At 62.7% G+C, this 25888-nt stretch carries 24 protein-coding genes; 13 read left to right on the forward strand and 11 right to left on the reverse strand.

What is annotated here, in order from left to right:
- Nucleotides 1-128 (reverse strand): hypothetical protein (locus tag AAFO92_RS08690; protein WP_347534932.1); only part of this gene is annotated, 128 nt, incomplete at its 3' end.
- Between the two features lie 124 nt (nucleotides 129-252).
- Nucleotides 253-705, reverse strand: coding sequence for an isoprenylcysteine carboxylmethyltransferase family protein (locus AAFO92_RS08695; RefSeq protein WP_347534339.1), 453 nt, complete (start codon nucleotides 703-705; stop codon nucleotides 253-255).
- A gap of 142 nt (nucleotides 706-847) precedes the next feature.
- On the opposite strand from AAFO92_RS08695, the gene AAFO92_RS08700 reads away from it, so the two are divergent.
- The 4 genes from AAFO92_RS08700 to AAFO92_RS08715 all read left to right on the forward strand — a co-directional run bounded on the left by AAFO92_RS08700 (nucleotide 848) and on the right by AAFO92_RS08715 (nucleotide 5681).
- Nucleotides 848-1600 (forward strand): SDR family NAD(P)-dependent oxidoreductase, encoded by a 753-nt coding sequence (locus AAFO92_RS08700; RefSeq protein WP_347534340.1) that lies wholly within the window; start codon nucleotides 848-850, stop codon nucleotides 1598-1600.
- Between the two features lie 4 nt (nucleotides 1601-1604).
- Nucleotides 1605-1973, forward strand: coding sequence for an MmcQ/YjbR family DNA-binding protein (locus AAFO92_RS08705; protein WP_347534341.1), 369 nt, complete (start codon nucleotides 1605-1607; stop codon nucleotides 1971-1973).
- Entirely contained in the window at nucleotides 1966-3159 is a 1194-nt protein-coding gene (kynU, locus tag AAFO92_RS08710; protein ID WP_347534342.1) for a kynureninase, read from the forward strand. The genes AAFO92_RS08705 and kynU overlap by 8 nt, the downstream gene beginning before the upstream one ends.
- 200 nt (nucleotides 3160-3359) lie before the next feature.
- Nucleotides 3360-5681 carry a Hint domain-containing protein gene (locus AAFO92_RS08715; protein ID WP_347534343.1) on the forward strand — a complete coding sequence of 774 codons (2322 nt, stop codon included), beginning with the start codon at nucleotides 3360-3362 and terminating at the stop codon, nucleotides 5679-5681.
- Here the strand turns inward: AAFO92_RS08715 and AAFO92_RS08720 are convergent, their stop codons facing one another.
- A complete protein-coding gene (locus AAFO92_RS08720; protein ID WP_347534344.1) occupies nucleotides 5682-6458 on the reverse strand; it encodes a gamma-glutamyl-gamma-aminobutyrate hydrolase family protein in 777 nt (258 codons plus the stop codon).
- A 295-nt stretch (nucleotides 6459-6753) separates the two neighbouring features.
- Here AAFO92_RS08720 and pepN point away from each other — a divergent pair, with 295 nt between their 5' ends.
- The gene (gene pepN, locus AAFO92_RS08725) at nucleotides 6754-9309 is read left to right on the forward strand and encodes an aminopeptidase N (RefSeq protein WP_347534345.1); all 2556 of its coding nucleotides are present in this window, start codon (nucleotides 6754-6756) and stop codon (nucleotides 9307-9309) included.
- A 102-nt stretch (nucleotides 9310-9411) separates the two neighbouring features.
- Here pepN and AAFO92_RS08730 read toward each other — a convergent pair whose 3' ends face one another.
- Entirely contained in the window at nucleotides 9412-10101 is a 690-nt protein-coding gene (locus AAFO92_RS08730; protein WP_347534346.1) for a transglycosylase SLT domain-containing protein, read from the reverse strand.
- A gap of 139 nt (nucleotides 10102-10240) precedes the next feature.
- Here AAFO92_RS08730 and AAFO92_RS08735 point away from each other — a divergent pair, with 139 nt between their 5' ends.
- Nucleotides 10241-11521: a hypothetical protein gene (locus AAFO92_RS08735; RefSeq protein ID WP_347534347.1), complete on the forward strand. Its 1281-nt coding sequence runs from the start codon at nucleotides 10241-10243 to the stop codon at nucleotides 11519-11521.
- 87 nt (nucleotides 11522-11608) lie between these two features.
- On the opposite strand, the gene AAFO92_RS08740 is transcribed toward AAFO92_RS08735, so the two are convergent.
- A complete protein-coding gene (locus AAFO92_RS08740; protein ID WP_347534348.1) occupies nucleotides 11609-12808 on the reverse strand; it encodes a matrixin family metalloprotease in 1200 nt (399 codons plus the stop codon).
- A gap of 354 nt (nucleotides 12809-13162) precedes the next feature.
- A complete protein-coding gene (locus AAFO92_RS08745) occupies nucleotides 13163-14656 on the reverse strand; it encodes a matrixin family metalloprotease (protein ID WP_347534349.1) in 1494 nt (497 codons plus the stop codon).
- 162 nt (nucleotides 14657-14818) lie between these two features.
- Here AAFO92_RS08745 and gatB point away from each other — a divergent pair, with 162 nt between their 5' ends.
- The 3 genes from gatB to AAFO92_RS08760 all read left to right on the forward strand — a co-directional run bounded on the left by gatB (nucleotide 14819) and on the right by AAFO92_RS08760 (nucleotide 17670).
- On the forward strand, nucleotides 14819-16330 hold the full coding sequence (gene gatB, locus AAFO92_RS08750; RefSeq protein ID WP_347534350.1) for an Asp-tRNA(Asn)/Glu-tRNA(Gln) amidotransferase subunit GatB: 1512 nt from the start codon (nucleotides 14819-14821) through the stop codon (nucleotides 16328-16330).
- A 122-nt stretch (nucleotides 16331-16452) separates the two neighbouring features.
- The gene (locus tag AAFO92_RS08755) at nucleotides 16453-17103 is read left to right on the forward strand and encodes an isochorismatase family protein (protein WP_347534351.1); all 651 of its coding nucleotides are present in this window, start codon (nucleotides 16453-16455) and stop codon (nucleotides 17101-17103) included.
- A gap of 102 nt (nucleotides 17104-17205) precedes the next feature.
- Complete coding sequence (locus tag AAFO92_RS08760; protein ID WP_347534352.1) at nucleotides 17206-17670, forward strand: thioesterase family protein; 465 nt, start codon at nucleotides 17206-17208, stop codon at nucleotides 17668-17670.
- 18 nt (nucleotides 17671-17688) lie between these two features.
- Here AAFO92_RS08760 and AAFO92_RS08765 read toward each other — a convergent pair whose 3' ends face one another.
- From AAFO92_RS08765 to AAFO92_RS08780, 4 genes are all read right to left on the reverse strand, one after another.
- Complete coding sequence (locus AAFO92_RS08765; RefSeq protein WP_347534353.1) at nucleotides 17689-19716, reverse strand: ABC transporter ATP-binding protein; 2028 nt, start codon at nucleotides 19714-19716, stop codon at nucleotides 17689-17691.
- Nucleotides 19717-20607 (reverse strand): ABC transporter permease, encoded by an 891-nt coding sequence (locus AAFO92_RS08770; protein WP_347534354.1) that lies wholly within the window; start codon nucleotides 20605-20607, stop codon nucleotides 19717-19719.
- The gene (locus tag AAFO92_RS08775) at nucleotides 20604-21563 is read right to left on the reverse strand and encodes an ABC transporter permease (protein ID WP_347534355.1); all 960 of its coding nucleotides are present in this window, start codon (nucleotides 21561-21563) and stop codon (nucleotides 20604-20606) included. The genes AAFO92_RS08770 and AAFO92_RS08775 overlap by 4 nt, the downstream gene beginning before the upstream one ends.
- Before the next feature lie 117 nt (nucleotides 21564-21680).
- Nucleotides 21681-22346 (reverse strand): YafY family protein, encoded by a 666-nt coding sequence (locus AAFO92_RS08780; RefSeq protein ID WP_347534356.1) that lies wholly within the window; start codon nucleotides 22344-22346, stop codon nucleotides 21681-21683.
- Between the two features lie 105 nt (nucleotides 22347-22451).
- Here AAFO92_RS08780 and AAFO92_RS08785 point away from each other — a divergent pair, with 105 nt between their 5' ends.
- From AAFO92_RS08785 to AAFO92_RS08800, 4 genes are all read left to right on the forward strand, one after another.
- Complete coding sequence (locus tag AAFO92_RS08785; RefSeq protein ID WP_347534357.1) at nucleotides 22452-23351, forward strand: EamA family transporter; 900 nt, start codon at nucleotides 22452-22454, stop codon at nucleotides 23349-23351.
- Nucleotides 23341-23883 (forward strand): pyridoxamine 5'-phosphate oxidase family protein, encoded by a 543-nt coding sequence (locus AAFO92_RS08790; protein ID WP_347534358.1) that lies wholly within the window; start codon nucleotides 23341-23343, stop codon nucleotides 23881-23883. The genes AAFO92_RS08785 and AAFO92_RS08790 overlap by 11 nt, the downstream gene beginning before the upstream one ends.
- Nucleotides 23884-23972: 89 nt before the next feature.
- Entirely contained in the window at nucleotides 23973-24380 is a 408-nt protein-coding gene (locus AAFO92_RS08795) for a DUF4177 domain-containing protein (protein ID WP_347534359.1), read from the forward strand.
- A gap of 181 nt (nucleotides 24381-24561) precedes the next feature.
- Nucleotides 24562-25185 carry a DnaJ domain-containing protein gene (locus tag AAFO92_RS08800; RefSeq protein WP_347534360.1) on the forward strand — a complete coding sequence of 208 codons (624 nt, stop codon included), beginning with the start codon at nucleotides 24562-24564 and terminating at the stop codon, nucleotides 25183-25185.
- 124 nt (nucleotides 25186-25309) lie between these two features.
- On the opposite strand, the gene AAFO92_RS08805 is transcribed toward AAFO92_RS08800, so the two are convergent.
- Nucleotides 25310-25846, reverse strand: a complete 537-nt coding sequence (locus AAFO92_RS08805; RefSeq protein ID WP_347534361.1) for a peroxiredoxin-like family protein — start codon at nucleotides 25844-25846, stop codon at nucleotides 25310-25312.
- Nucleotides 25847-25888 lie beyond the last annotated feature (42 nt).

The raw sequence follows: 25888 nt of genomic DNA on the forward strand, positions 1-25888 counted from the left end.
GCCGCCACACCGGCCCCCGTCTCGATCACACAGTCATGGCCCAGCTTCCGCAACTGCTCCGCTGAATCCGGCGTCATCGCAACCCGACTCTCGCCCTCAATAACTTCCTTCGGCGTTCCTATCTTCAATGTCCTGTTTCCTCTCCTGGCAAGTTCGATTGCCCGACCGGCCCTGACCGGCCGTCGCTCTTGTTGTCGAGCGTCCTTATTTCACATGGCTTGAGAATATGCGACAGTCAGTTTGTCTCATCAATTACAACCAACGTCGCGTTTTTTGGCAATATCGAGCGAATTCTGCCCGAAATTTACGCCGCAGCCGGTCTTCTTCGGCGACGACAAAGCGTTTTTCGATCACCCAGACGAAAATCGGCACCAGTGATAGCGCCAACACCGCGTCCCATCGCAGAATCAGCCCCGCCAGGATCATCGCATCGCCCAGGTAGATCGGATTGCGCGTGCGTTTGAAGATCCCGCCGGTGATCAGCCGGTCGGCCTCCTGGTGGGGAAGGACGGTCGTGCGGTGGCGGCGAAACGCGGCAAGCGCCAACGCCAAGAGCACCAGTCCGCCCCCCACCAGAAGCCCGCCGGCAAAATCCGCCCAGCCCCCGCCGAAGTTGAGACCCAAGGGCAAATATGCACCCTGCCACCAGGCAAGCGCCACGAAACCCAGCAGCCAGACGGGGGGTGTGTCGATCCACTTGATCATGACAGGGTGCTAACCTGTGGGCCGCCAAAGAAAAAGAGCGCGACTTGTCACAGGCGATACGCCGGCGCACCCGCCGCGATGGACCGGAAAAATACCCATCCTCCACCTTGCTCCTTCGCGGCATTGCGCTAGGCTGCCCCGCATGACTCTCTCGGGCAAACACGCATTGGTCACCGGCGGCGGCACCGGCATCGGACTTGCCATCGCCCGTGCGCTGGCCGATCACGGCGCGCAGGTGACGATCACCGGACGCCGCGCCGAGGTGCTGGAGGGTGTCGCGGGCAATGGTCTCTACCCCGCGGCGATGGATGTGACCGACGAGGCGCAGGTCGCCGACACCATTGCCAAGGCCGCCGATCAGCGCGGCCCGGTCCAGATCTGCATCGCCAATGCCGGCATCGCCGAGGGCCGCGCTGTCCACAAGACCGACATGGCGTTCTGGCGGCGCATGATGGCCACCAACCTGGACGGTGCCTTCCTGACCGTGCGCGAAAGCCTGAATTCGATGCGCGGGTCCGATTGGGGCCGGGTCATCGCAATCTCGTCGATTGCCGGATTGAAGGGGCTGAAGGGCGCCGCCGCCTATACCGCGTCGAAACACGGCATGATCGGCCTGATCCGTGCGCTGTCCGAGGATTACCTGAGCACGCCCTACACGTTCAACGCCATTTGTCCGGCCTATGTCGATACCGAGATCATCAGCCGCAATGTCACGTCGATCCAGGAGCGCGCAGGCGTATCCGCCGACGAGGCGCGCGCGATGATGGTCGACGCCAACAAGCACAAACGCCTGATCGCGCCCTCCGAAGTGGCCCAGGCCGTGCTGTGGCTCTGCGGTCCGGGATCAGAGAGCGTGAACGGACAAGCCATCGAAATTGCCGGGGGAAAGTTCTGATCCGATGACACGGGATGAATTCAACGCCTTCTGCGGCGGCCTCACTGCCACCACACATGTCGTGCAGTGGGGCAATGCCGATGTCTGGAAGGTGGGCGGCAAGGTCTTTGGCGTCTGCGGGTGGAATGACGGCAAGGATGCGTTCACTTTCAAGGCGTCCGAGATCGCGTTCGAGGTGCTGCAGGATCAGCCCGGCATCCGGCCCGCGCCCTACCTGGCCTCACGCGGGTTCAAATGGCTGCAGGTCTACGGGCAACCGGGGCTGAGCGACGATGAACTGCGCGACCATCTCGTCGCCTCCTACCACATGGCCGCCGCCAACCTGAGCCGGAAGAAACGCGCAGAGCTTGGCATTCCAGACAAAAATGATTGATTTCAAGAGACTGAAAGACGATTTTCACCTTCCCGAAGGGGTCACCTACCTTGATGGCAACTCGCTGGGTCCGCTGCCCAAGACCGCTGCGGCCCGGATGGCGGCGGTGATGCAGGCGGAATGGGGCGACATGCTGATCACCGGCTGGAACCGTGCCGGATGGATGGACCAGCCGCGCCGCCTGGGTGATCGAATCGCCCGCCTGATCGGGGCAGAGCCCGGGCATGTGGTCTTGGGCGACACGCTGAGCATCAAGGTTTATCAGGCGCTTGCTGCAGCGCTGGCGCTGCGCCCGGATCGCAAGGTGATCCTGTCAGATACCGGCAACTTCCCGTCAGACCTCTATATGGCCGAGGGCCTGATCCGCACGCTGGACCGCGGGCACGAGCTGCGCGTGGTCGCCCCGGACAAGGTCAGCGATCATATCACCGACGAGGTCGCCGCAACGCTGCTGACCGAGGTCGACTATCGCACCGGCCACCTTCACAATATGGCGCAACTTACTGAAAAAGCGCATAACTCCGGCGCTCTTGCCATCTGGGATCTGGCCCATAGCGCGGGGGCGATCCCGGTTGACCTGCAGGGCTGCAGTGCGGATTTCGCGGTCGGGTGCACCTATAAATACCTCAATGGCGGCCCGGGCGCGCCGGCCTTCATCTACGTGGCGCCCCGCTATGCGGACCGGGTAGATCCGGCCCTGTCGGGATGGCTCGGCCATGCCGCGCCCTTCGCTTTTGACCCCCGATACCAACCCGGCCCCGGTATCGAGCGGATGCGCGTGGGCACCCCGCCCGTGCTGGCGATGGCGGCGCTGGAGGCGGCGCTCGATATCTGGGACCGGGTCGAGATGGACGCCGTGCGCGCACGGTCCATCGCCCTGAGCCAGAGGTTCATCGAACGGGTCGAACGCGCCTGCCCCACGCTCACGCTGGCCTCGCCGCGCGATCCCGAAAACCGTGGCAGCCAGGTCTCTTTTCGGTTCGAACACGGGTTTGCGGCGATGCAGGCCTGTATCGCGCAGGGGGTGATCGGCGATTTCCGCGCACCTGACATCATGCGTTTCGGCATCACGCCGCTTTATCTTGATGAGGCCGACATCGACCGCGCCGCCGCGGTTCTGGCCAAGGTAATGGCTGAAAAACAGTGGGAAAATGCGGAATTCCAGCAGCAGGGACGGGTAACCTGACTGTAATTACAGCCAAAGGTTGAAAAACCGCATTATTAACAAAATTCGCCGCAAATTCACCCAGACGGATGCCCATTTGCGCCTCACGAAATTGTTAACCTGCCTCACCTAAGAAGGGTGTCGTCAAGCACCAGCCCGAAATGCCGGGCAATTCAGAGCAGGCGCAGGTTTTAAAACCTGTGAAACGAAGGGGTAAATTCATGCCCACATATACCGTTGGTCTCTATGATGCCAATCCCGCGTCGATTTTCTCGACCGCGATCGGCTCGACCTTCAGCTGGAGCGGCCCCGCCGATCAGGAGGGCACCGCCACCATCACCGACAACGAAGCCAACTTTCAGGGCTACACGCTGGATGATGACAATAATGGCGGCGAAACGGCCACCGCGGACGTCACCATCGGCGGCAACAGCTCGACCGGCTCGAACGTGGATGCCGAGCTGAGCTGGACAATCCGGGACACCGTCACCGGAGAGACATTCGATGTGTCGCAGTTTCAGGTCGAAAACGGCGCGGCCAACGGGTTCTACACACTATCCGAAAGGCCGCTCATCCCGGGTCGTATCTACGAGGTCGTGGCCTATGACAGCAATCCTGACGTTACTGCCGGGGATCCGGGATTCAATATTTCAAACTTTGTCGGGACCGATACGGTCGTCACTGGCACGTCGGGCAACGACACGATCGACGGCAGTTACTCAGATCACGACGGCGACAGCGTCAACGGCAGCGGCAATGATGACAGCGTTCAGGCCGGCGACGGCGATGACAGCGTGGTCACCGGTGCCGGCAGCGATACGATCGAAGGCGGCGGTGGCGCCGATACCCTGCTGGGCGGCGATGGCGCCGATACGATCTATGGCGGTGACAATGGAGCCCCGCCATCCTCGCCGGAATTCCTGAACTGGGAAGCGGCCGGCAATGACGAGGGTGACGTATCGGGGGGCCTCACCCAGATCACCGGCGAAATCGAGGTCACCGTCAGTTTCACCGATGACGGCGACAACACCCCGACATTCGAGATCGAAAGCACCGACGCCCAGTATGCGGATACCGGTGAGCCCTTCAACACGACGTCTTCGCTGCGGCTGTTCGGCGATGGCGATGCGGCAACCTCGACCACGACGATCGATTTTGCCGCCGCGCCCGGCAGCACCTATGCGGACGAGGTCGAGAATGTCAGCTTTCGCATCAACGACATTGACAGTTTCCTGGGCAATCACACCGACACGGTTACCGTCAACGCCTTTGATGCCGACGGCAATCCCGTCACCGTCACTTTCACCGTCGGCGGGGATGAAACGGTGGCGGGCAACACCGTAACCGCGGGTGGCGCGCTGGACGATCCGGATGACGCCAACGGCTCGGTCCTGGTCGAAATTGCGGGCCCCGTGGCGCAGATCGAAATCATCTACAGCAACGGTCAGGGCGGCACCCACGCGATCAACGTCACCGATGTGCATTTCGACGCGATGCCCCCCGAAGACGGCGATGACAGCATCGACGGTGGTGGCGGGGCTGACAGCCTCTTTGGCGAAGCCGGCAATGACACGCTGGACGGCGGGCTGGACGATGACACGCTGGACGGCGGGGCGGGTGATGACAGCCTGACCGGCGGCCTCGGGTCGGACAGCATGACCGGCGGCGCCGGCGATGACAGTTTTCAGGTGGCCCAGGGCGACACCGCCGCGGGCGGCGACGGGGATGACTATTTCACCCTCACCGATCTGGGCGAGGCCGGTAACGACGCGATCACCATCACCGGCGGCGAAGGTGACGAGACGGCGGGCGATACGCTGCGCCTGACGTCGGATATCTCGCAGGCGGATATCACCTTTACCAATACCGATGACAACGCCGGTGGGCTTTCGGGCAGCTTCACCATGTCCGACGGGACCGTGGTGACATTCTCGGAGATCGAGAACATCATCTGCTTTACCCCCGGCGCGCGCATCCAGACCCCACAGGGCGCCCGCAAGATCGAAACCCTGCAGCGCGGCGATCTGGTGCTGACCCGTGACAACGGCCCGCAGCCAATCCGCTGGCTGGGCCGCCGCACCGTGCCCGGGCTTGGCCGTTTCGCCCCGGTCACGGTGGCGGCCGGTGCGCTGGAGGGCCTCGCGCAGACCCTGACCGTCTCGCCGCAACACCGGTTCCTGTTTACCGGCTACCGGGCCGAGTTGCTTTTTGGCACTTCCGAGGTGCTGGTGGCGGCCCGACATCTGATCAACGGTCTGAACATACGTCAGGCGGAATGCACCCGCGTCACCTACCTTCACATGATGTTCGATCGGCATGAGGTGATCTATGCCGATGGTACCGCGACGGAAAGCTTTCACGCGGGCGAGGTCGGCATCTCCGCGATTTCAGATCGCTCCCGCGAGGAAATGTTCGCGCTCTTCCCCGAGCTGCGTTCGAATATCTCAGCCTATGGCGATACGGCGCGCACCTGTCTTAAAGCCCATGAAGCGCGCTTGCTGGTGCCGCAACCGGCGGCGCAGGAAGCTGTCTGCACGGGGTGATCAGGCCGATTTCAGCACCGGCGCCATGCGGCCCGCCGCCCAGGCCCGTGACGCGTCACCGAAGGCCTTGAAAAGAGGTTGGCTGACCGGATCGTTGGCCGCATTCCATTCCGGATGCCATTGCACCGACAGCGCAAACCCTTTCGCGCCTTCGATATAGATCGCCTCGGGGGTGCCATCGTCGGCATGGCCGTCAATCACGATACGCTTGCCCGGCTGCTCGATACCCTGTCCGTGCAACGTATTGGTCAACACCTTGGTCTGCCCCATCAGCCGGTGAAACGGCCCGCCGGTGCTGAAGGTGACCGTATGGCGCAGGGCAAACTGTTCTTCCAGCGTGCCGTCGGGCGGCATCCGGTGGTTGTTCCGCCCCGGCAGCTCACGGATTTCGGGGTGCAGCGTGCCGCCCATGGCAACGTTGACCTCCTGAAAACCGCGGCAGATCCCCAGTATGGGCTGACCCCGATCGACGCAGGCCCGCACCAGGGGCAGGCACAGCGCATCGCGCGCCCGGTCAAAGGCACCATGTGCCTCGGTCTCGGCATGGCCGTATTCCTCGGGATGGACATTCGGGCGCCCGCCGGTCAGCAGGAAACCGTCGCAGATCTCCAGCAGATCCTCGATCCTGGCCAGTGACGGATCAGACGGCACGATCAGCGGCACGCAACCCGACACATGCGCGATCGCGGCCGAGTTCATTTCGCCGTTGGCGTGAACCATGTAGCGGTTTTCCAGATCGTATTTATTGCCGATAATGCCAATTACTGCACGCGCCATCACGAACCTCAGAAACTACTTCACCTTCAGCGTATATGGTGAAAATTGATAATAAAACATCAATCGCTGCACAGGTTTCCGCGCGTAGGTGCACGATATGGTAACGCGGCGACGCTAAACCGCGACGGGTGGGCGATGGTATGTGGCGTTTGCGGCCGATGGTTCCGATGCGCCGCTGATCCGGCCCAAAGCATCCCGGCCGGTTCAGGTGCCATCGTTCACACCATCCCCACCTTGCAGCCACCCGGTATTCCGCTAAACCTGTCCCCGGACCCGTGACAGGAGACGCAAGCACATGCGCGACGCCGCCCCCCAGACGATTTACCTCAGGGATTACACGCCATTCGGCTACCTGGTTGACGGTGTCGAGCTGACCTTCCGCCTGCACCCCACCCGGACCCGCGTGATGTCGCGCATCCGTTTTCGCCCCAATCCGGAGGCGACGGATCACCGGTTCTTCCTGCATGGCGAGGGCCTGACCCTCATCAGCGCGGCGATTGACGGCCGGCAGGTCAGCCCCGAACCGGTTGAGGGCGGCCTTGTCTGCCCTGCCCCCGATGCCCCCTTCACCTGGGAGGCCGAGGTGGAAATCTCACCCGAAACCAACACCGCGCTCGAGGGGCTCTATATGTCGAACGGCATGTATTGCACCCAGTGCGAGGCAGAGGGGTTTCGCAAGATCACCTATTACCCCGACCGCCCGGACGTGATGGCGCCGTTCAGCGTGCGCATCGAGGGGGGTGAAAACATCCTGCTGTCCAACGGCAATCCGGGCGCGGCTGGCGCCGGCTTTGCCGAATGGCACGATCCCTGGCCCAAACCCGCATACCTGTTCGCGCTGGTGGCGGGCGATCTGGTCAACCATCCTGACAGTTTCACCACCCGTTCGGGCAAACAGGTCGCGCTGAATATCTGGGTGCGCCCCGGCGACGAGGGCAAATGCGCCTTCGGAATGCAGGCGCTGAAGGACAGCATGAAATGGGACGAAGAGGTCTATGGCCGCGAATATGACCTTGACATCTTCAACATCGTCGCGGTCGATGATTTCAACATGGGAGCCATGGAAAACAAGGGGTTGAACATCTTCAACTCCTCCGCCGTACTGGCCTCGCCCGAAACCTCGACGGACGCGAATTTCGAGCGGATCGAGGCGATCATCGCGCACGAATATTTCCACAACTGGACCGGCAACCGCATCACCTGCCGCGACTGGTTCCAGCTCTGCCTCAAGGAGGGGCTGACGGTTTTCCGCGATGCACAATTCACCTCGGACATGCGCAGCGCATCGGTCAAACGCATCTCGGATGTGATCGCGCTGCGGGCGCGGCAGTTTCGCGAGGATAACGGCCCGCTGGCCCATCCCGTCCGTCCCGACAGCTTTGTCGAGATCAACAATTTCTACACCGCCACGGTCTACGAAAAGGGCGCCGAGCTGATCGGGATGCTCAAGACGCTGGTGGGGGATAAGGCCTATTACAAAGCGCTCGACCTCTATTTCGAGCGCCACGACGGCGAGGCCTGTACGATCGAGGATTGGCTCAAGGTGTTCGAGGATGCAACCGGCCGCGACCTGGGCCAGTTCAGACGCTGGTATGAACAGGCGGGGACGCCACGCCTGACGGTGTCAGAAGAGTTCAACAACGGCACGTATACCCTTCATTTCGAACAGAAAACGCCACCGACACCCGGACAGGATGTGAAAGATCCCCGCGTGATCCCGATTGCCGTGGGCCTGCTGGGCGCCAACGGGGACGAGCTGCGCGAAACCACCGTTCTTGAAATGACCGAGGCGACGCAGAGTTTCCGTTTCCAAGGTCTTGCTGCACGGCCGGTTCCGTCGATACTACGCCAGTTTTCCGCCCCGGTCATTCTGGAGCGCGAGACCAGCAGCGCCGAGCGCGCCTTTCTGCTGGCACATGACACCGATCCGTTCAACAAGTGGGAGGCCGGGCTGAGCCTGGCCCGCGAAGGGTTGATGGCGATGATCTGCGACGGGGCCGCGCCGGATGCGGCCTATCTGGAGGCGGTGCAGATGATGGCCCGCGACGATAGCCTCGATCCGGCCTTCCGTGCCCTGGCACTTGGCCTGCCGTCGCAGGATGATCTGGCGCAGGCGCTGTTTGACGCCGGGCACACGCCAGACCCGCAGGCAATCTGGGAGGCGTTGGAAACGCTGCGCCAGGCCAAGGCACAGGCCATGCAGGACCTCGCCCCGCGGCTTTATGCGCAATATCAGGTGACCGAACCCTACCAGCCCGATGCGGCGCAGTCCGGCGCGCGGGCGCTGGCCAATGCGGCGCTGGCGATGATCACCCGGCTGGATGGCGGCGCGCAGGCGCAACGGCAATATGACAGCGCGACAAACATGACCCAGCAGCTTGCGGCCTGGTCCTGCCTCTTGCAGGCGGGCAACGGCGCTGCCGCGACCGGCGCGTTTTACGATCAGTGGCGGCATGACCGGCTGGTGATCGACAAATGGTTCATGCTGCAGATCCTGCACGCCGACCCTGCCGATGCCGCCGATACCGCTGCCCGGTTGACGGAACACCTTGATTTCACGATGAAAAACCCCAACCGATTCCGGGCAACCCTGGGCGGGTTGACGGCCTCGCCCGCCGGTTTCCACCACGCCAGCGGCAAGGGCTATGCGCTGTTGGCCGACTGGCTCATCCGGCTCGACCCGGTGAACCCGCAAACCACGGCGCGCATGTGCTCGGCCTTCGAGACATGGCGGCGGTTCGATGCGGACCGGCAGGCGCTGATCAAGGCACAGCTGGAACGGATCCTCGACACGCCCGACCTCAGCCGCGACACCACCGAGATGGTCACGCGCATCCTGGCGGCTAGATAGGATGTCCAAGACACCAAGAGAGACAGCATAGAACCCTGCGTAGCCAAGCAACCGCCAGACCGATCCGTCCACCCGAAAGTCAGTACCGGCCTGGATAATTGGTTATTCTTGGGTCATCCGATCTTCCGCCACGCTCGCCACTTCAATCGGTCTGGTCCGGGGCCGGACCGCGTTCATCGGTTTGCAATAGGTCTGCCGGCGGGTCCACTGCATCATCTCGTTGCGCTTCCTGCGGTTGTGAAACGGCCCCCAATCGGCGGCCACGCCGCGCATTCCCTTGGATACGACCTGATCGCGCGCAACCGTCCTTGCCATGATGCGGATCGCACAGGAAAGGTTGGCCGCGCCGTCCTTGAGCGCCGCGCCGGACCGCGCCCGGCAGTTGTAGCCACGTGCGGTCCCCGGAGAGATCTGCAAGAGCCCGAACCACTTGCCACCGCCGCCCACGGCGCCCGGCCGGAACGTGCTTTCATGCCTGGCCAGCGCAGACAGAAGCCCGACCCAGAATGCCCGGCGTTGTTTCAGGTCGGCCTCAGGATATGCAGGGCACCAAGCCGCGATGTCCTGTGGCACGGTGCGGGGCAGTTCTGCGCCGTGCTGCTTGAGCGCCGACAGCGCCGCGCGGGTCCACAGCTTGGCCGCGGGGCGGTGTTCCCAGCGGGTGCGCGGCAAATTGCCTTCGCGGGCCGGTGGCTTGGGCTTGGACATGGCAAGATCGGTGTTCCCGGTTTCCCCGGCGAGGGCGAATCCGGGCCACAGGGCCAGCAAAACAAGGGAAATTGCGCGTTTCATCCGGGCATTCTGGCCGGTTTGCACGGATAAGGCAACGCCCCCGCGCGGCCCGCGAAATTCCCAGCATTGACCCAAGCCTTGTCATGATTTGGCCCTTAAACCCGGCCAGTTTGCAACAAGGTAACGAGTTGGAGAATCCATGAAGACCCCGTTCAATACCGGCAAATCCCTCGCCGGTTCTGTGTTCAAATCGCTGAAAACGGCTATTCCCGACGCCGTCGGGTCAATAAGCACCCGCAAGACGCCGCAATTTGACCTGGATGCTTTGACCAAACATATCATTCTGCCCTCTTTGCCGGTGACCGATGAGGAATTGGCCCGTGCCGCGCATCAGGACAACGGGCAGAAGCTTGCCCGTCAGGAAAAATGGGCGGAACTCTCGGATATGATCCAATATGCCGAGGATTGCCGCCTGAGCACGCCCGGTGGTGAATCCGCGGCGATGCTGCTGGCTTTCGGGGCGCGCAGCGATGTGGTCGCGGTGACCGAAGACGCGCTCTATGACGAGGCCGAGCCCAGCCCGGACGGCATCAATGCCCTCGAAGAGATGCTGGCCGAGCATTACGGCGACTATGCCTGTGCGCTGGTCACGGCGCTGGCACATATCGACATCGGCTGGGCCTGGCGCAACACCGCCCCGGACGAGGGTGGTGAGCTGCACGCGCTAAAATTTAAGGAACATTTCAGACGCGCCGAAGACATATTGGGCCCGTTCGACGGGGTGGATCTGGATGCCCCGTCATTGGCGGCGGCGCAATGCGCGCTGTTGGCCGCAAGGCCGCAGCCGGGCAATCGAGTGGCCGATGACTATGCGAAGCTGATCGATCTCGACCCGGACAGCACGCGGCACATGCGGGCGCTCGGGCAGCACCTGCTGCCCGCACATTACGGCGACTACAAGCGGCTGGAACTGGAGGCCCGGCGTACCGCGGCCCGCACCGGGGATATATGGGGGGCCGGCGCCTATGCCTGGGTCTATTTCGACGCGCTGGCACTGGATCCGGCAGCAATCGAACTGCTGGATTGCGAATTCTTCATCGAAGGCATGAAGGACATTCTCAGGCGCCGGACCGACCAGCACGTCACCAACCAGCTGGCGGCCTTCTGTGCGATCACAGTGGCGCCCGACGCCAAGCCTGCCGCAGCCCTGCCCGCCGCCGCACGCGCCGCGCGCGCCCGGCTGCACGATTTCCTCGATTACATATTGACCTGCCACCTTCAGGAACTGCACCCGCTGATCTGGTCACAGACCCTGCTCAGCCCCGGCCTGACCCCGCCCCTGCCCTCGCGCCGGGCATTGGTGAACAAGGGCCGCCAGACAGCGCTGAGGGTCATCGCCGAACGGTTCGCCGACGACATCGCCGACGGCTATTCCATCGCGTTTTCCACCGCAGGTATGTACCGGTTGCCGTCCCTATGATCCGACCTCGGGGTGGAAGAAACGCATTGCCGATTGCCGGTGACGCGGAAACAGTGCGCCTCCTTTCACGGCCGGGACACACCCCGCTCAGAAGATGAAATCGCTAGCGTCCAGATCGCTGAGCCTTACATAGGTCAGGTGGATCGAGTCGCCGCCGCCGGTGTCGATCACTGTATGCTTGTTCTTCTGATAGGCCGCGTCGCGGACATCTTGGAAACTGTCAAAACCGCTCAGCGCGCTCAGGTCGATCTTTTCATTGGAGTTCCGGGCGTTGAAATCGACGATGGCATCATTGCCGTGGTTGTCGTCAAAGACGAAGATGTCTGCCTTCCGCCCCCCTTTCATCCAGTCGTTGCCGGTGCCACCTTCCAGCGTATCCGACCCTCCTCCGCCGCGAAGCACATCATCGCCGCTGCCGCCATCCAGACGGTCATGGCCACGACCGCCCTTCAGCAGGTCCCTATCGCTTCCACCAAGCAGGTAATCGGAGCCGTTTTGTCCGAAGAGCTTGTCGCGATCCCCGCCGCCTTCCAGGCGGTCATTGTCGCCTCCGCCAATGAGGCGATCAAGACCATCGCGCCCGATCAGCGTGTCTTCGCCATTGGTCCCCTTGATCGTATCGTTCGAGTTTGTCCCGACCAGGCGCTCACCCGAACCGGAATCTTCCTGCGGCGGTGTCGGTTGTTCCGCCTCATGGTCGTGACCGTCATGCGACCCGTTATCCTCGGGGGGCGGCGCATTGTCCTGCACGCCATAAATCGCCTGGATTCCCGCGATGTCATCGGCCTGCAGGCCGATCTTGCTGATTGTTGATGTCATGATCGAATTCGCGTGCACGTGACCAAGCCCCAGCGCATGGCCAAGCTCGTGCAGAACGACGCTCTCAAAAAGAGCCTGGTCGGTGTTGAATCGATCCAGCGTGTCCAGAAGCACATCGCCGGCAATCGCGGAGCCCCAGGAAGACGGGTAAAACGCATAGCCTGCCGTGCCGCCCGGAATCTCGCCGAAAAAGATGCGGATATCCGCGTTATGGCCAACCCCTGCGGCCCCGCCACCATCGGCCACCTGCCTGAATTCTATGTCACCGTATTTCGACCACTCCGCGAAGGCGTTGGCGATCACCTGGGTGAAATTGTAATCAAGAAACGAGCTTCCCGAAACGGACGTCTGGGTGCTGACGCCAAAGCGGGAGATATCAAGGCCGGCACCGGCGATGCTCCAGGTGACTGTCCCGCCGGGGGTACCAAGTCTGCTGTCTCCCCACTTAGATCCTACCAGATTTGCCAATTCAGTCACCTCAATGCTTGTTGCCGCTCAGTCCGCGGTCAGTGCTAAACACGTCCCGCCATGCCGCTCAACAACGTTCCCATCACTCCCGCAACGCCCGCGAGAATCCGCCAGCAAATACCGATTTATTAACCAAAAGAGGCGGAAATATGCTCGAACTGTCAAAACTTCGCCGCTATTTCAGCAAGATCGGGAGCGGCCCGGCAACTTGACGAAACCGGTACCGAGTCAAAGATCAACCAAAATGGTTAATTTCCGGTGATCCCGTTGGCTCTGACAAATCCATGTCGGCGCCTGCCGGAACAGCAGGTGCCGAGAAATCGTGATCGGAAACAGGTTGTTTCTGACCTCTGGTCAGAAAAGGAAATCGTCTGCGCTTAGCTTGTTCAGGCTGATGTTGTTCAGCAGAATCGAATCTCCTCCGCCGGTGTCGATCAGCAGCCCGTCGATCGTGTCCGCAGAAGCGGCCAGAACATCGGCGAAATCGCCAAGCGCGGTGACCCCGCTCAGATCAATCACCTCGGCGGTGCCACGAGTGCTGAAATCGCCGATCGTGTCGTTGCCGTGGCCATCGGCAAAGATGAACACGTCTGCATTCCGGTTCCCTTTCAGGTCGTCGTTCCCCGCCCCGCCTTCGATCACATCGTTATTTCCGCCACCGCGCACCACATCATCGCCATCGCCGCCTTCGAGCGTGTCATTGCCGCGCGCACCGATGATGACGTCATTATCCGCGCCTCCCTCCAACAAGTCATTCCCCGCTTCGCCGTGCAACGTATCGTCACCGGTGCCGCCACGCAGCGTGTCGTTGCCGTTGAAGCCGCTGATGAAATCATCACCGCCCCGGCCATCGACCAGATCCCAGCCATGCAGGCTGACGATCCGGTTGTCGTTGTCGTCGGCCAGGATTGTATCCGCGCTCTTTGAGCCGATGATCTTTTCGATGTTGCTCAGAACGTCGCCCGTCGCGTCGCCACCTGTCCCGGCGGGTTGCAGCATGTCCAGTACGATGCCCTTGGCCGAACTGCGGTAATCGGCCGTGTCGAAGCCTTCGCCACCGTCCATCAGATCCGCACCTGCCTTGCCGATCAGAATGTCGTTTCCGGTGCCCCCGCGCAGCTCGTCCGCACCAACCCCGCCGATCAGCCGGTCGTTGTTGGCGCCGCCGTCAATCGTGTCATTGCCCGATGTGCCGACGATAATGTTCTTCCGGCCGTTGCCCTGGGCGATCAGGTCATTATTCTTGGCTGCCAACCGGTAGACACCCGCGCCTTTGATATAAAGCGAGGGCGCGATATCTGGATCGCCGTAAAGCTGTCGCATGGCGTCGCGATCATCTCGCTGCAACCGGGTCAGGCCCAGTACCGGGGTCATGATCGAGTTTCGCGAAACATGATCCAGTCCCAGGGCATGGCCAATCTCGTGCAGAACCAGCGCACGGAACATTTCGCGGTTTGTGTTGTAGGAGGTACGCACGTCCAACAGGATGTCGCCGCCGATAGGGTTGGTTGGATGCGGGAATGCCCCCAGCCCAAGCGTACGCCCCGGCAGCGGCCCGAAGAAAATCCGGATATCACCGTCATCCTGAGATCCCGCGGCGCCGCCCCCGTCGGGTACTTGCTGAAACTGGATGTTGCCGTATTTCGCCCATTCAGCGAAGGCGTTCTCGATCACTTTCTCATAGTTGAACCGCAGGAACCTACCCGGATCGCGGGAGTTCATTTCGTAGTAATAGCGACTGAAGAAATCGTTAATGTTTTCGCCGCCGTCGGCGATGCTCCAGGTTACAACTCCGCCAGTTGTTCCAATTGCGGGATCGCCCCACTTTGTCCCGTACAGATTGGGCAACTCAAACTCTCCATTCATACCTTGCGGGTCGTGTACGGTGATTCCGTCCCGCAGGGCCAGCCAAATTCGCGGAAATGCCGCGGAAACAATACGTTTCACCCCTCTTGCCCGGGCTACGCCGCTGGCATAGAACCGCGTTCAGCAAACCAGAAGGCCCGAACCATGCTTGACCTGACCTATGAAAGCCCGAAACCCAAGGTAATCGCCGGCGCGAAACATGATTGGGAGCTTGTCATCGGCATGGAGGTTCACGCTCAGGTATCCTCGAATGCCAAGCTGTTTTCCGGCGCCTCGACCCGTTTTGGCGCCGAGCCGAACTCGAACGTAGCCTTCGTCGATGCGGCCATGCCGGGCATGTTGCCCGTCATCAACGAGTTTTGCGTCGAACAGGCGGTGCGCACCGGGCTGGGCCTGAAGGCGCAGATCAACCTGAAATCCGCCTTCGACCGCAAGAACTACTTCTACCCCGACCTGCCACAGGGCTACCAGATCAGCCAGCTATATGAGCCGCTGGTCGGCGAAGGCGAGATCCTCGTGGACATGGAACCCGGCATCGCCCGTCTGGTCCGGGTCGAACGCATCCACATGGAACAGGACGCGGGCAAATCCATCCACGACATGGACCCGGCCATGTCCTTCGTCGATCTGAACCGTACCGGCGTTGCGCTGATGGAGATCGTCAGCCGCCCGGATATCCGCGGCCCCGAAGAGGCCGCCGCCTATGTCACCAAGCTGCGCCAGATCCTGCGCTACCTGGGCACCTGCGACGGCAACATGCAGAACGGCAACCTGCGCGCCGACGTGAACGTCTCGATCTGCCAGCCGGGCGCCTATGAGAAATACCGCGAGACCGGCGATTTCAGCCACTTGGGCACCCGCTGCGAGATCAAGAACATGAACTCGATGCGTTTCATCCAGGCCGCCATTGATTACGAGGCCCGCCGCCAGATCGGCATCGTCGAAGGCGGCGGCGAAGTGGTGCAGGAAACCCGGCTCTACGATCCGGACCGGAACGAGACCCGCTCGATGCGCTCGAAGGAAGAGGCGCATGATTACCGCTATTTCCCCGATCCCGACCTTCTGCCGCTGGAGATCGAGCAGGCATGGGTCGACGGTATCGCCGCCTCGCTGCCCGAACTTCCGGACGAGAAAAAAGCCCGCTTCGTCAATGAATTCGGACTGAGTGAGTATGATGCCAGCGTGTTAACCGCCGATGTGGCGAACGCCGCGTATTTCGAAGGGGCGGCGCAGGGCCGCGACGGCAAGCTGACCGCGAACTGGGTGATCAACGAGCTTTTCGGCCGTCTCAAGAAGGACGACCACGACATCACCGCCAGCCCGGTCAGCCCGGCGCAGCTGGGCGGGATCATCGACCTGATTGCCTCGGACGCGATTTCAGGCAAGATCGCCAAGGATCTGTTCGAGATCGTCTATACCGATGGCGGCGACCCGGCAACGATCGTGGAAGAGCGCGGCATGAAACAGGTCACCGATACCGGCGCGATCGAGGCCGCCGTCGACCAGATCATCGCCGACAACCCCGCACAGGTCGAAAAGGCCAAGCAGAACCCGAAACTGGCAGGCTGGTTCGTAGGCCAGGTGATGAAAGCCACCGGCGGCAAGGCCAACCCCAAGGCGGTCAACCAGATCGTCAGCGCAAGACTGGGGCTGTGACGGCCAGCGGATTTCCCTGACCGAAACAAAGCTTCGGCGCACGGGCAGATTAGGCTATGATGTTGCCGGGCTGCACGTTGTCTTGCACCCGCTTCCGTCTGCATAGCGCGGGGCCAACAAAAATGAACGATCTGGAAATCTACCAAAAACAGGGCCTGGGACAGACAATCTCGTTCGGATCTTCGCCGGCCTTGCTGATCGTAGATTTCGTGAACGGGTTTCTTGATCCCGAAATATTCGGCGGGGGCAATTGCCTCGAGGCGGCCGAGAATACGGTGCCGGTTCTGCAGAAGTTCCGGGATTGCGGTCTGCCGGTGGTGTACACCCGGATCGTCTATGCCGAAGACGGGTCGGATTGCGGCATCTGGTGCGAAAAAGCGCCCAGGCTCAGAACCCTGACCGAGGCGGCGCCAAGCAGCCAGGTCGCCGATATTCTCGCGCCTGAACCCGACGACATCATCATCCGGAAAACACAGGCATCCGCTTTCTGCGACACGCCGCTGTCTTCGATCCTCAGGAATCGGGGCATCGACACCTTGTTCCTAGCGGGGGCGACCACAAGCGGCTGCGTGCGGGCCAGCGCCACCGATGCGATCAGTCTGAATTTTCGCCCCTTCGTCATTGCCGACTGTGTCGGCGACCGTGCAATCGAACCACATCGGGCCAACCTGTTCGATATCGGGCAAAAATACGCGGACCTGATCAACGCAAGAGAGGTGATGCAATACCTTTCCAGCTTAGAGGCCGGACAGGGGGTCAGACCGGCGAATTGACAGGCTTCGGCAAACCGATATGGTCCGCGCGACTTCATCCGCGCCGCCGCGCGCACAGGCCTTCTATCAGCGGATAATCGAGTACCGATGACCTCACCTTTCATGTCCACATTCCTGGAGATCGAGCCTGGCTGGATCGACTACAACGATCATCTGAACATGGGCTATTACACGGTCCTGTTCGATCGTGCCGCCGATCAGGCGTTCGACAAGCTGGGCTTCGGCCCCGCCTATGTCACGGCGCGCAACCACACCACCTTCTCGGCCGAATTTCACGTCCGCTACCTGCGCGAGGTGAAACTCGGGGATCGCCTGCGCGCGTCCTTCCGGATCCTCGGCCATGACGAGAAGCGGTTCCATTCCTTCCAGGAACTGTTGCACGAGGATGGCTGGCTGGCCGCGACCGGCGAGGGCATGACCCTGCATGTCGACCTGTCGGGCCCGCGGGTTGCCCCGATGCCCGTCGAGATACTGGATCGCGTCGCCGCGATGGCGGCAGACCACGCCCGCCTGCCCCGGCCCGACGGGATCGGCGGCAGGATCAGCCTTGACCGCGCACGCGGCTGACCCCGTGCGCGGCTTCGTTCACGACTGCTCCGCTGCGCCGGTGTCCAGATCGTCCAGCGGGATATGACAGCGAATGACATGGCCCTCGCCGGCGTCACGCCAGGGGGGTGCCTCGGTGTCGCAGATCGCGCCAAGCCGGCGTTTGCACCGGCGCTGGAACGGGCAGCCCTGCGCGGGAGGCGACAGTTCGACGACATCCTCGGCCATCAGCGCGGGCGCCTTGTCGGGGTCGGGTTCCAGCACCGCGTTCAGCAGCACCGAGGTATAGGGGTGTGACGGGCTGCCATAGACTTTCTCGGTTGGGCCGATCTCACACAACCGGCCCTGATAAAGCACCGCCACCCGGTCCGACAGCGCCCGGACAACGGCCAGATCATGGCTGACGAACACATAAGTCGTGTCCTTCAGCTTTTTGAAATCATTCAGAAGTTCCAGCATCGCCGCCTGTACCGACACATCCAGCGCCGAGGTGATCTCGTCGCAGAGCACCAGCTCGGGTTCTGCGGCGAAGGCCCGCGCGATGGCGACACGCTGCTTTTCCCCGCCCGAGAGCTGCCCAGGCAGACGGTCCAGGTAATGCGCCCCCAGCCGGACGGTTTCCAGAATTTCGACGCTGCGATCAAAAAGCGCCTGCCCGCTGAGCCGGTCATAAAGCCTGAGCGGCTGCGCCAGGATCTCGGCCACCGTATGGCGCGGGTTCAGGCTGTCGTCCGGGTTCTGAAATATCATCTGGATTCGGCGCAGCTGCTCGGGTCGGCGCTGCTCGACCGTGGCGGGCAGGCCGGTATCTTCACCCACGCCGATCCTGCCGCCGGCTGGCGGCAGCAACCCGGCCACCGCCTTGAGGATGGTGGATTTGCCCGATCCCGATTCCCCGACCAGGCCCAGTGTTTCACCGCTGGTGATCTTCAGGGTGATGCCATCAACTGTCGGCACGTCGTCACCGCGCCCGAACAACCGGTCCAGGAACCCCGGCGCGGCATAGCTGATCGAAACGCCGTCCAGGGCCAGCGCAGGGGTGCCATCCGGGCGGTGGTGCAGCGGGTCGGCGCCAGTGCCGCCGGCGGCCAGCGCATGGGCCTCTTCGTGAAAGAAGCAGCGCGCCTGGCTGCCCTGACCGGCCTCCAGCAGGTCGGGACGCGCGGCGCGGCACGCCTCTCGTGCCAGCGCGCAACGGGGCGCAAAGGCACAGCCATCGCCGGCCCCGCCCGGCGGTGGCGGGCGCCCGTCCAGCGCGATCGGCAGGTGGCTGTCGCAAAGCCGCGGGATCGACGCCAGCAGGGCGCGGGCATACGGGTGCGCCGGGTCCCTCAGCACCGCCGCCGTCGGACCCTGCAAGACCGCCTCGCCCGCGTACATCACCATCACCTTCTCACAGACCCGCGCAATCACTCCCAGGTCATGGCTGACATAGACCATCGCCATGTTCCGCTCGCGCGCGAGGTCGCGCAACAATTCCAGGATATGCGCCTGCGTGGTCACGTCCAGACCGGTTGTCGGCTCATCCAGCAACAGCGCATCCGGCTCTCCGGCCAGCGCCATCGCGATCGCCACGCGCTGTTGCTGCCCGCCGGACAGCTCATGCGGGTAGCGGTTGTAGATCACCTCCGGGTCAGGCAGGCGTACCTGCCCCAGAAGCTCGATGATGCGGGCGCGGAACCCGGATTTCGGCAGGGAACAATGCAGTTCCAGCGCCTCGGCCATCTGCGCCCCGATCCGCATGGTCGGTGTCAGCGACTGGCCCGAATTCTGCGGGATCAGGCCCAGTTGCCCGCCGCGGATCGACTCAAGCTCCTGACGTGAGCGCGCAAAGATATCCTCGCCGTTGAACCGCACCCGGCCACCGATCACCCGCAGCCCCTGCTTGAGAAACCCCATCGACGCCAGCGCCAGCGTGCTCTTGCCCGAGCCGCTTTCGCCGACGATGCCGATGCTTTCCCCGCGATGCACGGTCAGGTCGACATTGCGCAGCACCGGCAGGGTCAGGCCGGCGCGTCCGGTGAATCCCACGGAAAGGTTGCGGATGTCGATGATCGGCGTGGCCATTCAGACAACCGCCTTCCGGGCGCGGTCGATGCCCATCGCCTTGGCCAGTGCGTCGGCGGTCAGGTTGATCCCGATGATCAGCGACGACAGCGCAAAGACCGGCGCCAGCACCCCCAACGGCGCCAGCGGCATATAGGCGCGTTCGTCGGCGATCATCACCGCCCAGTCCGGCGTGGGCGGGGGCACGCCGAAGCCCAGGAAGGACAGGGATGAAAACGCCAGCAGCATCCACGACCAGCGCATCGCGCCCTCGACCATCATCGCGTCGCGCACATTGGGCAGAAGCTCGCGCCAGACGATGCCAAGCCGGCTGTGCCCCCGCGCCCGCGCCGCCAGCACGAAATCCCGCGCCACCACGTCATGGGTGGCGGCCCGGATCACGCGAATGACCGGAATGCCGAAGAAGAAGGCCAGCGTGGGGATCATCACCGCATTGCCGGTGCCGAAGATCGCCACCAGCACCAACAGCGACAGCACGCCGGGGATCGACAGGAACGCATCGACGACGCGCATGGCGATCTCGTCCGTGCGCCCGCCGACCAGCCCAAGCAGGATGCCCGTCATCCCGCCCCACAACAGGGCAATCGGGGTGGCAATCCCCGTCACCAGAAGCGCCACGCGCCCGCCCTGCAAGACCCGGCTGAGAATGTCCCGGCCCAGGTGATCGGTGCCCAGCCAGTGCTCGGCCGAAGGGGGTTCGAGGATCAGCGACGAATCCATCGCCTTGTAGTCGTAGCCGGCCAGCCAGGGGCTGATGATTGCCAGCACGATATGGCCCACGACCAGCATCAGGCCGATCGCACCAGAGGGGCGCGATGCCACGTCCCCGGCGATAATCCAGAACTGGCTCAAAGGGGCTTTGCCTTTTTTCTGCGCCACGCTCCCGGTCATTTTCGCCTCTGGCTCAGCGTACGCAGGCGCGGGTTCAGCAGGATGGTCAGCATGTCGGCGGCCAGGTTGACGCCCACATAGGTCGCCGCCACGATCATCGCCAGCGCCTGCACCGTGGGCAGGTCGCGCGACGATATCGCGGCAATCATCGTCCGTCCCAGGCCGGGGTAGTTGAACACCATCTCGACCACCACGACTCCGCCCAGCAGCCAGGCCACCGTCAGCGCAACGACATTGATCGCCGGCAAGAGCGCATTGGGCAGCGCGTGGCGAAACACGATCCGCCAGTAGGGCACGCCCTTGAGCGTTGCCATCTGTACGTAATCGCTGGCCATCACCTCGATCACCGAGGATCGGACCATGCGCATGATATGCGCGATCATCACCATGGTCAGCACCACCGAGGCGAGGACGAATTCAGGGAAGAAATCCAGCGCCGGGGCATCGGCGGGCGTCAGGACCACCGCCGGAACCCACCCCAGCCAGACCGCGAAAATCAGGATAAGCACGGTGGCCGACACGAATTCGGGGATGGTCATGGCGAAAATCGCGCCGGTCGAAAACAGGATGTCCAGCCAACTGTCGCGCCAGAGCCCGGTGACGACACCCAGCACGATCGCCAGCGGGACACCGACGGCAAGCGCGCCCGCCGCCAGCAGGATCGAGTTCTTGACCCGGTCCCCGACCAGCGCCGCAATACGCTGCTGACCATCGGCAGAGACACCGAAATCGCCCCGTATCGCGCCCGAGGCCCATTCGACGTAACGGGTGACGGCGGGCCGGTCTAGGCCAAGGTCGCGGCGGCAGTTTTCCAAGAGCTTGCCCTTGGCATCACGTTCCAGGAAAGCTGTGCAGGCATCTCCGGGCAGGGCCTCGACCCCGGCAAAGATGATCACCGAGACAATCCAGACGGTGACGAAGCCCAGGAACAATCGGCGCACAAGCATTCGTAACATATATCAAACACCAGGTTGGCGGATGTTGGATCAGACAGCCCCCAGACCGCCCATGTGAGTCAGGCCAACCCTAACCCGCCGATCTTTGATGCGTCCAGACGTTTCACGACCCGCCCGCTAGAGCCATTCGGCATAGGTCTGCATCCATTCGCGCCGCAGCGCCTCGCCCTGCCCGGTGAACCTGTCGTCCAGCTGCTTGTAGCTGACGATGCGATCCGGGCGGAAGTTTCTGAAATCGTTTCGTAATTCACACCAGCCCGCCAGCACGATGGCCTCGGAATGGTAGACCATCGCGAAGGGCAGGATGGTGCGGCTTGTCTGCGCGCCGGTGCCATCGCGATAGGTGATCGCCAGCTTGCGCTCCTGCCGGATCGCCGCCCGCAGGTCCGCAAGGTCGACGGTCTCCGGCTCCTCCGGCCCCCAGGTCGAGGAAAACAGCGCATTGCTCAGCTCGGTCGCTTCTTCCAGCTTGCGGCAGGCCCGGCGACCGGCCTCTTTCAGCCCCCGGTCCCCGGTGCGCACGATCATCGCCAGACCGACGGTGACGGCTTCGGCCTCTTCGATATCGAAATTGATCGGCGGCAGGTCGAAACCGGGGCGCATGATATACCCCACCCCGGCCGCACCGTCGATCGGCACCCGCATCGCCTGAAGCGAGGCGATATCGCGATAGATCGTGCGCGGCGTGACTTCCAGTTCCTGCGCGATCTCTGCCGCCGTACGGGGCCGGTTTGCGCTGCGCAAAAGCTGGATGATCTCGAACATCCGGGTCGATCGTGCCACTGTTCTTCCTTCACCGGGTTTTTTCGAGGATAGCACGACACTGCTGACAGATACATGTCAGTAGTCGTCTGGCACAATGCAGGGCCGTCTTGCCAGGAGCACCTCATGACCGCCATTTCACCCCCTCGCCCCGCTGCCCCTTTGTCGCATCTGGCAGGTGTCGCCCTGGTCTGCGTCTCCGCGGTTGTCTTCAGCACCGCCGGCATCTTTACCAAGGCGGTCGACGCCAATGCCTGGTCGGTCATCTTCTGGCGCGGCGCGGGGGCCGCGATCCTGTCGATGGGCTTCCTGATGATGCGCGGCGGGTTCCGTGACGAGGTTTCGCGCTTTGGCGGTGTCGCGCTGCTGGCCGCGGTGGTCGCCGCATCGGGCACCGCGGCCTTCATCCCCGCGTTCAAGCTGACCACCGTCACCAATGTGGTGCTGATCTGGGCAACCGCGCCTTTCGTTGCCGCGGCGCTGGCCTGGCTGCTGATCGGCGAGCGGCCGGGGCTGAAGATCATGCTGACCAGCCTGCTGGCGCTTGCCGGCGTCGGCCTGACCCTGCGCGGCTCTGTCGGCTCGGGTCAGCTGGCGGGCGATCTGCTGGCCCTTTGGATGACGCTGATGATGGCGGCCTTTTACGTGATCTACCGGATCTGGCCGGGCACGCCGACGGTATTGCCCAACGTCCTGGCATCCGTCATCCTGCTGGTGCCGGGCTGGATACTGGGGGGCCCGATGGACACCGACGGCACCGAGATCGGCATTCTGCTGGGCTTCGGACTGGTTTTTGCCGTGGCCTCGATCACCCTGACCGAAGGGGCGCGGCGCATCCCGGCCGCGCAGACCGCCCTGCTGGGTGCGCTTGAAACACCGCTGGCGCCGCTCTGGGCGTGGCTGCTGCTGAGTGAGCTGCCCACAGCCTGGGCAGTTGCCGGCGGTATGCTGGTCATGGTGGCGGTCATTCTGTCGCAAACCACGTTTCGCAGACACAAGAAGGAGGGAGTATCTCATGGGCATTAAGACCCACAAGCTGAACCGCAGTTTTCGCCGCTTCATCGCGGCGCAGCGGATGTTCTTCGTGGCAACCGCCGCGCCCGAGGGCCGGGTCAACCTGTCCCCCAAGGGATTGGATTCGTTACGCATCCTGTCTGACACACGCATCCTCTGGCTCAGTGTCACCGGCAGTGGCAACGAAACCGCCGCACATCTGCTGCAATCGCCGCGCATGACCCTGATGTTCTGCGCATTCGAGGGCGACGCCCTGATCCTGCGTGTCTATGGCACGGCCCGGGTCTTGCACCAGCGCGACGATGAATGGCCGGCGCTGAGCGCACATTTCCCGGCCTATGCGGGGGCGCGCAACATTTTTGACCTGACGATCGATCTGGTCACGACTTCCTGCGGCACCGGCGTGCCGGAGATGACCTTCGTACGCAGCCGCGCTGAAACCGAACTGGTCCCCTGGTATGCCGAGATGTCCGATGACGAATTGGCGGAATTCTGGAAGAAAAAGAACATGACCAGTCTTGACGGTGATCCGACCGGCCTGTGAATGACCATGATAGCCATGTTCTGACTTGCGCTGGTCCGCCACGCGGCTAGGATGCGGCGCTTATTGCGGCATCAGGGTTGGACAACTCAATGATCGGTTACGAATACAAGGTGATCCCGGCACCGGCCAAGGGGTTGAAGGCACGCGGCATCAAGGGCCCCGAGGCACGGTTTGCCCATGCGCTGGAACAGCGCATCAACGAGCTGGCGGCGGAGGGTTGGGAATACCTGCGCGCCGATATTCTGCCCAGCGAGGAACGCCAGGGGCTGACCTCGACCCAGACGGTCTATCGCTCGCTTCTGGTGTTCCAGCGCCCGGTCGGTCATGCGGCCGAGGACGAGAGCACAACCACCGAAGACCCGCCGGCCGCGCAACCAGACAGCGATGACGCCGCAAGACCCGGCAAGGATCAGGACGCCGAAGCCCAGGAACGCATCGAAACCGACGGCGCCCGGGATCATTCAGGCGAGAGCGAAGAAAAAGAACCCGCTTCCTAGCCGCGATCCAAGCAGGTCTGCCCCTGGAAATTTCACCAACCGACCCCAGATAGGCAGCAGGCAATGCTGCTTTACCGTCTTCGCAATTTCCCGCTGTTGCCAACAATTTTTTGCATCTTCCCCCCTTCAATTCGCCGCGTTTTGGCCTAAACTCCCTGCTTCGAGTCGCAAAGGTGTTCCAATGTCCAAGTCTGATCCGTTCGGTTTCGATATGTCGGTCTCTGCCGCGAAGAAGAAAAACCCGCGCGGGCGGCGGGGGATGTCCGGCGAGTCGGAGACCTCGGTACGGATCTGCGAACATGAGGGATGCAAGGAGCCGGGCAAGTACCGCGCGCCCAAGGCGCCGGACGTCCTGGATGATTTCTATTGGTTCTGCCAGAAGCATGTGCGCGAATACAATCTGAAATGGAACTTCTTCCACGGCACCACCGAGGCCGAGATGAATGCCCAGATGTCCAAGGACAAGGTCTGGGAGCGGCAGACCAGGGCGTTTTCAGATCCCGAGGCACGGGCCTGGGCACGTCTGGGTATCGAAGACCCGCACCAGGTTCTGGGCGGGAACGCGACGCAGAATCCCGGGCGTGGCGCGACGGGCGGCCGCAAGCTGCCGCCGACCGAACGCCAGGCAATTGAAATACTGGAAGCCAAGGACACCTGGACCAAGGCCGAAATCCGCAAGTCCTACAAGGCGTTGATCAAGATACTTCACCCGGACATCAACGGCGGCGACCGCAGCCAGGAGGAACAACTGCAACAGGTGGTCTGGGCCTGGGATCAGATCAAGTCCAGCCGGAACTTCAAGTAACCGGCGCCACCGGCTTCGAGCGCCGGACCATTCAGGCACCGTGGGCCTACCACCCTTTAATCAAACGAAACGCGCCGCCTGGCCGGGCGGCGCGCTCTGTCTGAAACCATTGATGACGGCGCGGTCAGACGGCGCCCTGGTATTCGCCGCGGGCTGGATAGTCATTGGCGATGGCGAAATCCAGCGCGCCGACCAGTTCCGAAAAATGCGGGCGCACGAAGGGCATGGTCTGGACCGACCCGTAATAGAGCGTCTGTTCGGGTGTTACCATGAACAGGCCCGGTTCCGAGAACAGCGCCGGTTCCTCGATCCCGATCGAGGTCTTGCCGCGCGAGGTCGAAATATAAAGCCCCCATTCGCGGGCCTTTTCCAGCGACAGGTCAAAACCGAAACGCAGCTTGCCGGCCTTGATCCTGTCGACCATCTGGCGGGTGCGGTCCTCTCCGTCGGAGCTGATGGCGATCGTCTTGACACCGCGTTCCGCGAAATCGTCAACACGCTTTTCCAGCTCGGTCAGATAGTTTGCGCAGATCGGGCAGTGCAGACCGCGATAGAAACAGATCACGGTACCGCGTTCCGAACCGTCATTCGTCAGGTCGAACGCTCCGTGATCGAGCGTCGGCAGCGACAGGTCCGGGGTTTTCTGGCGGGGCATCAGCATAGGGTATTTCCTCTTTCTGTATCTGGTTGCCCTTAGGAATAG

Origin of the sequence: Roseovarius sp. CAU 1744, from assembly GCF_039839345.1 — a bacterium.
Classification (GTDB): domain Bacteria; phylum Pseudomonadota; class Alphaproteobacteria; order Rhodobacterales; family Rhodobacteraceae; genus Roseovarius.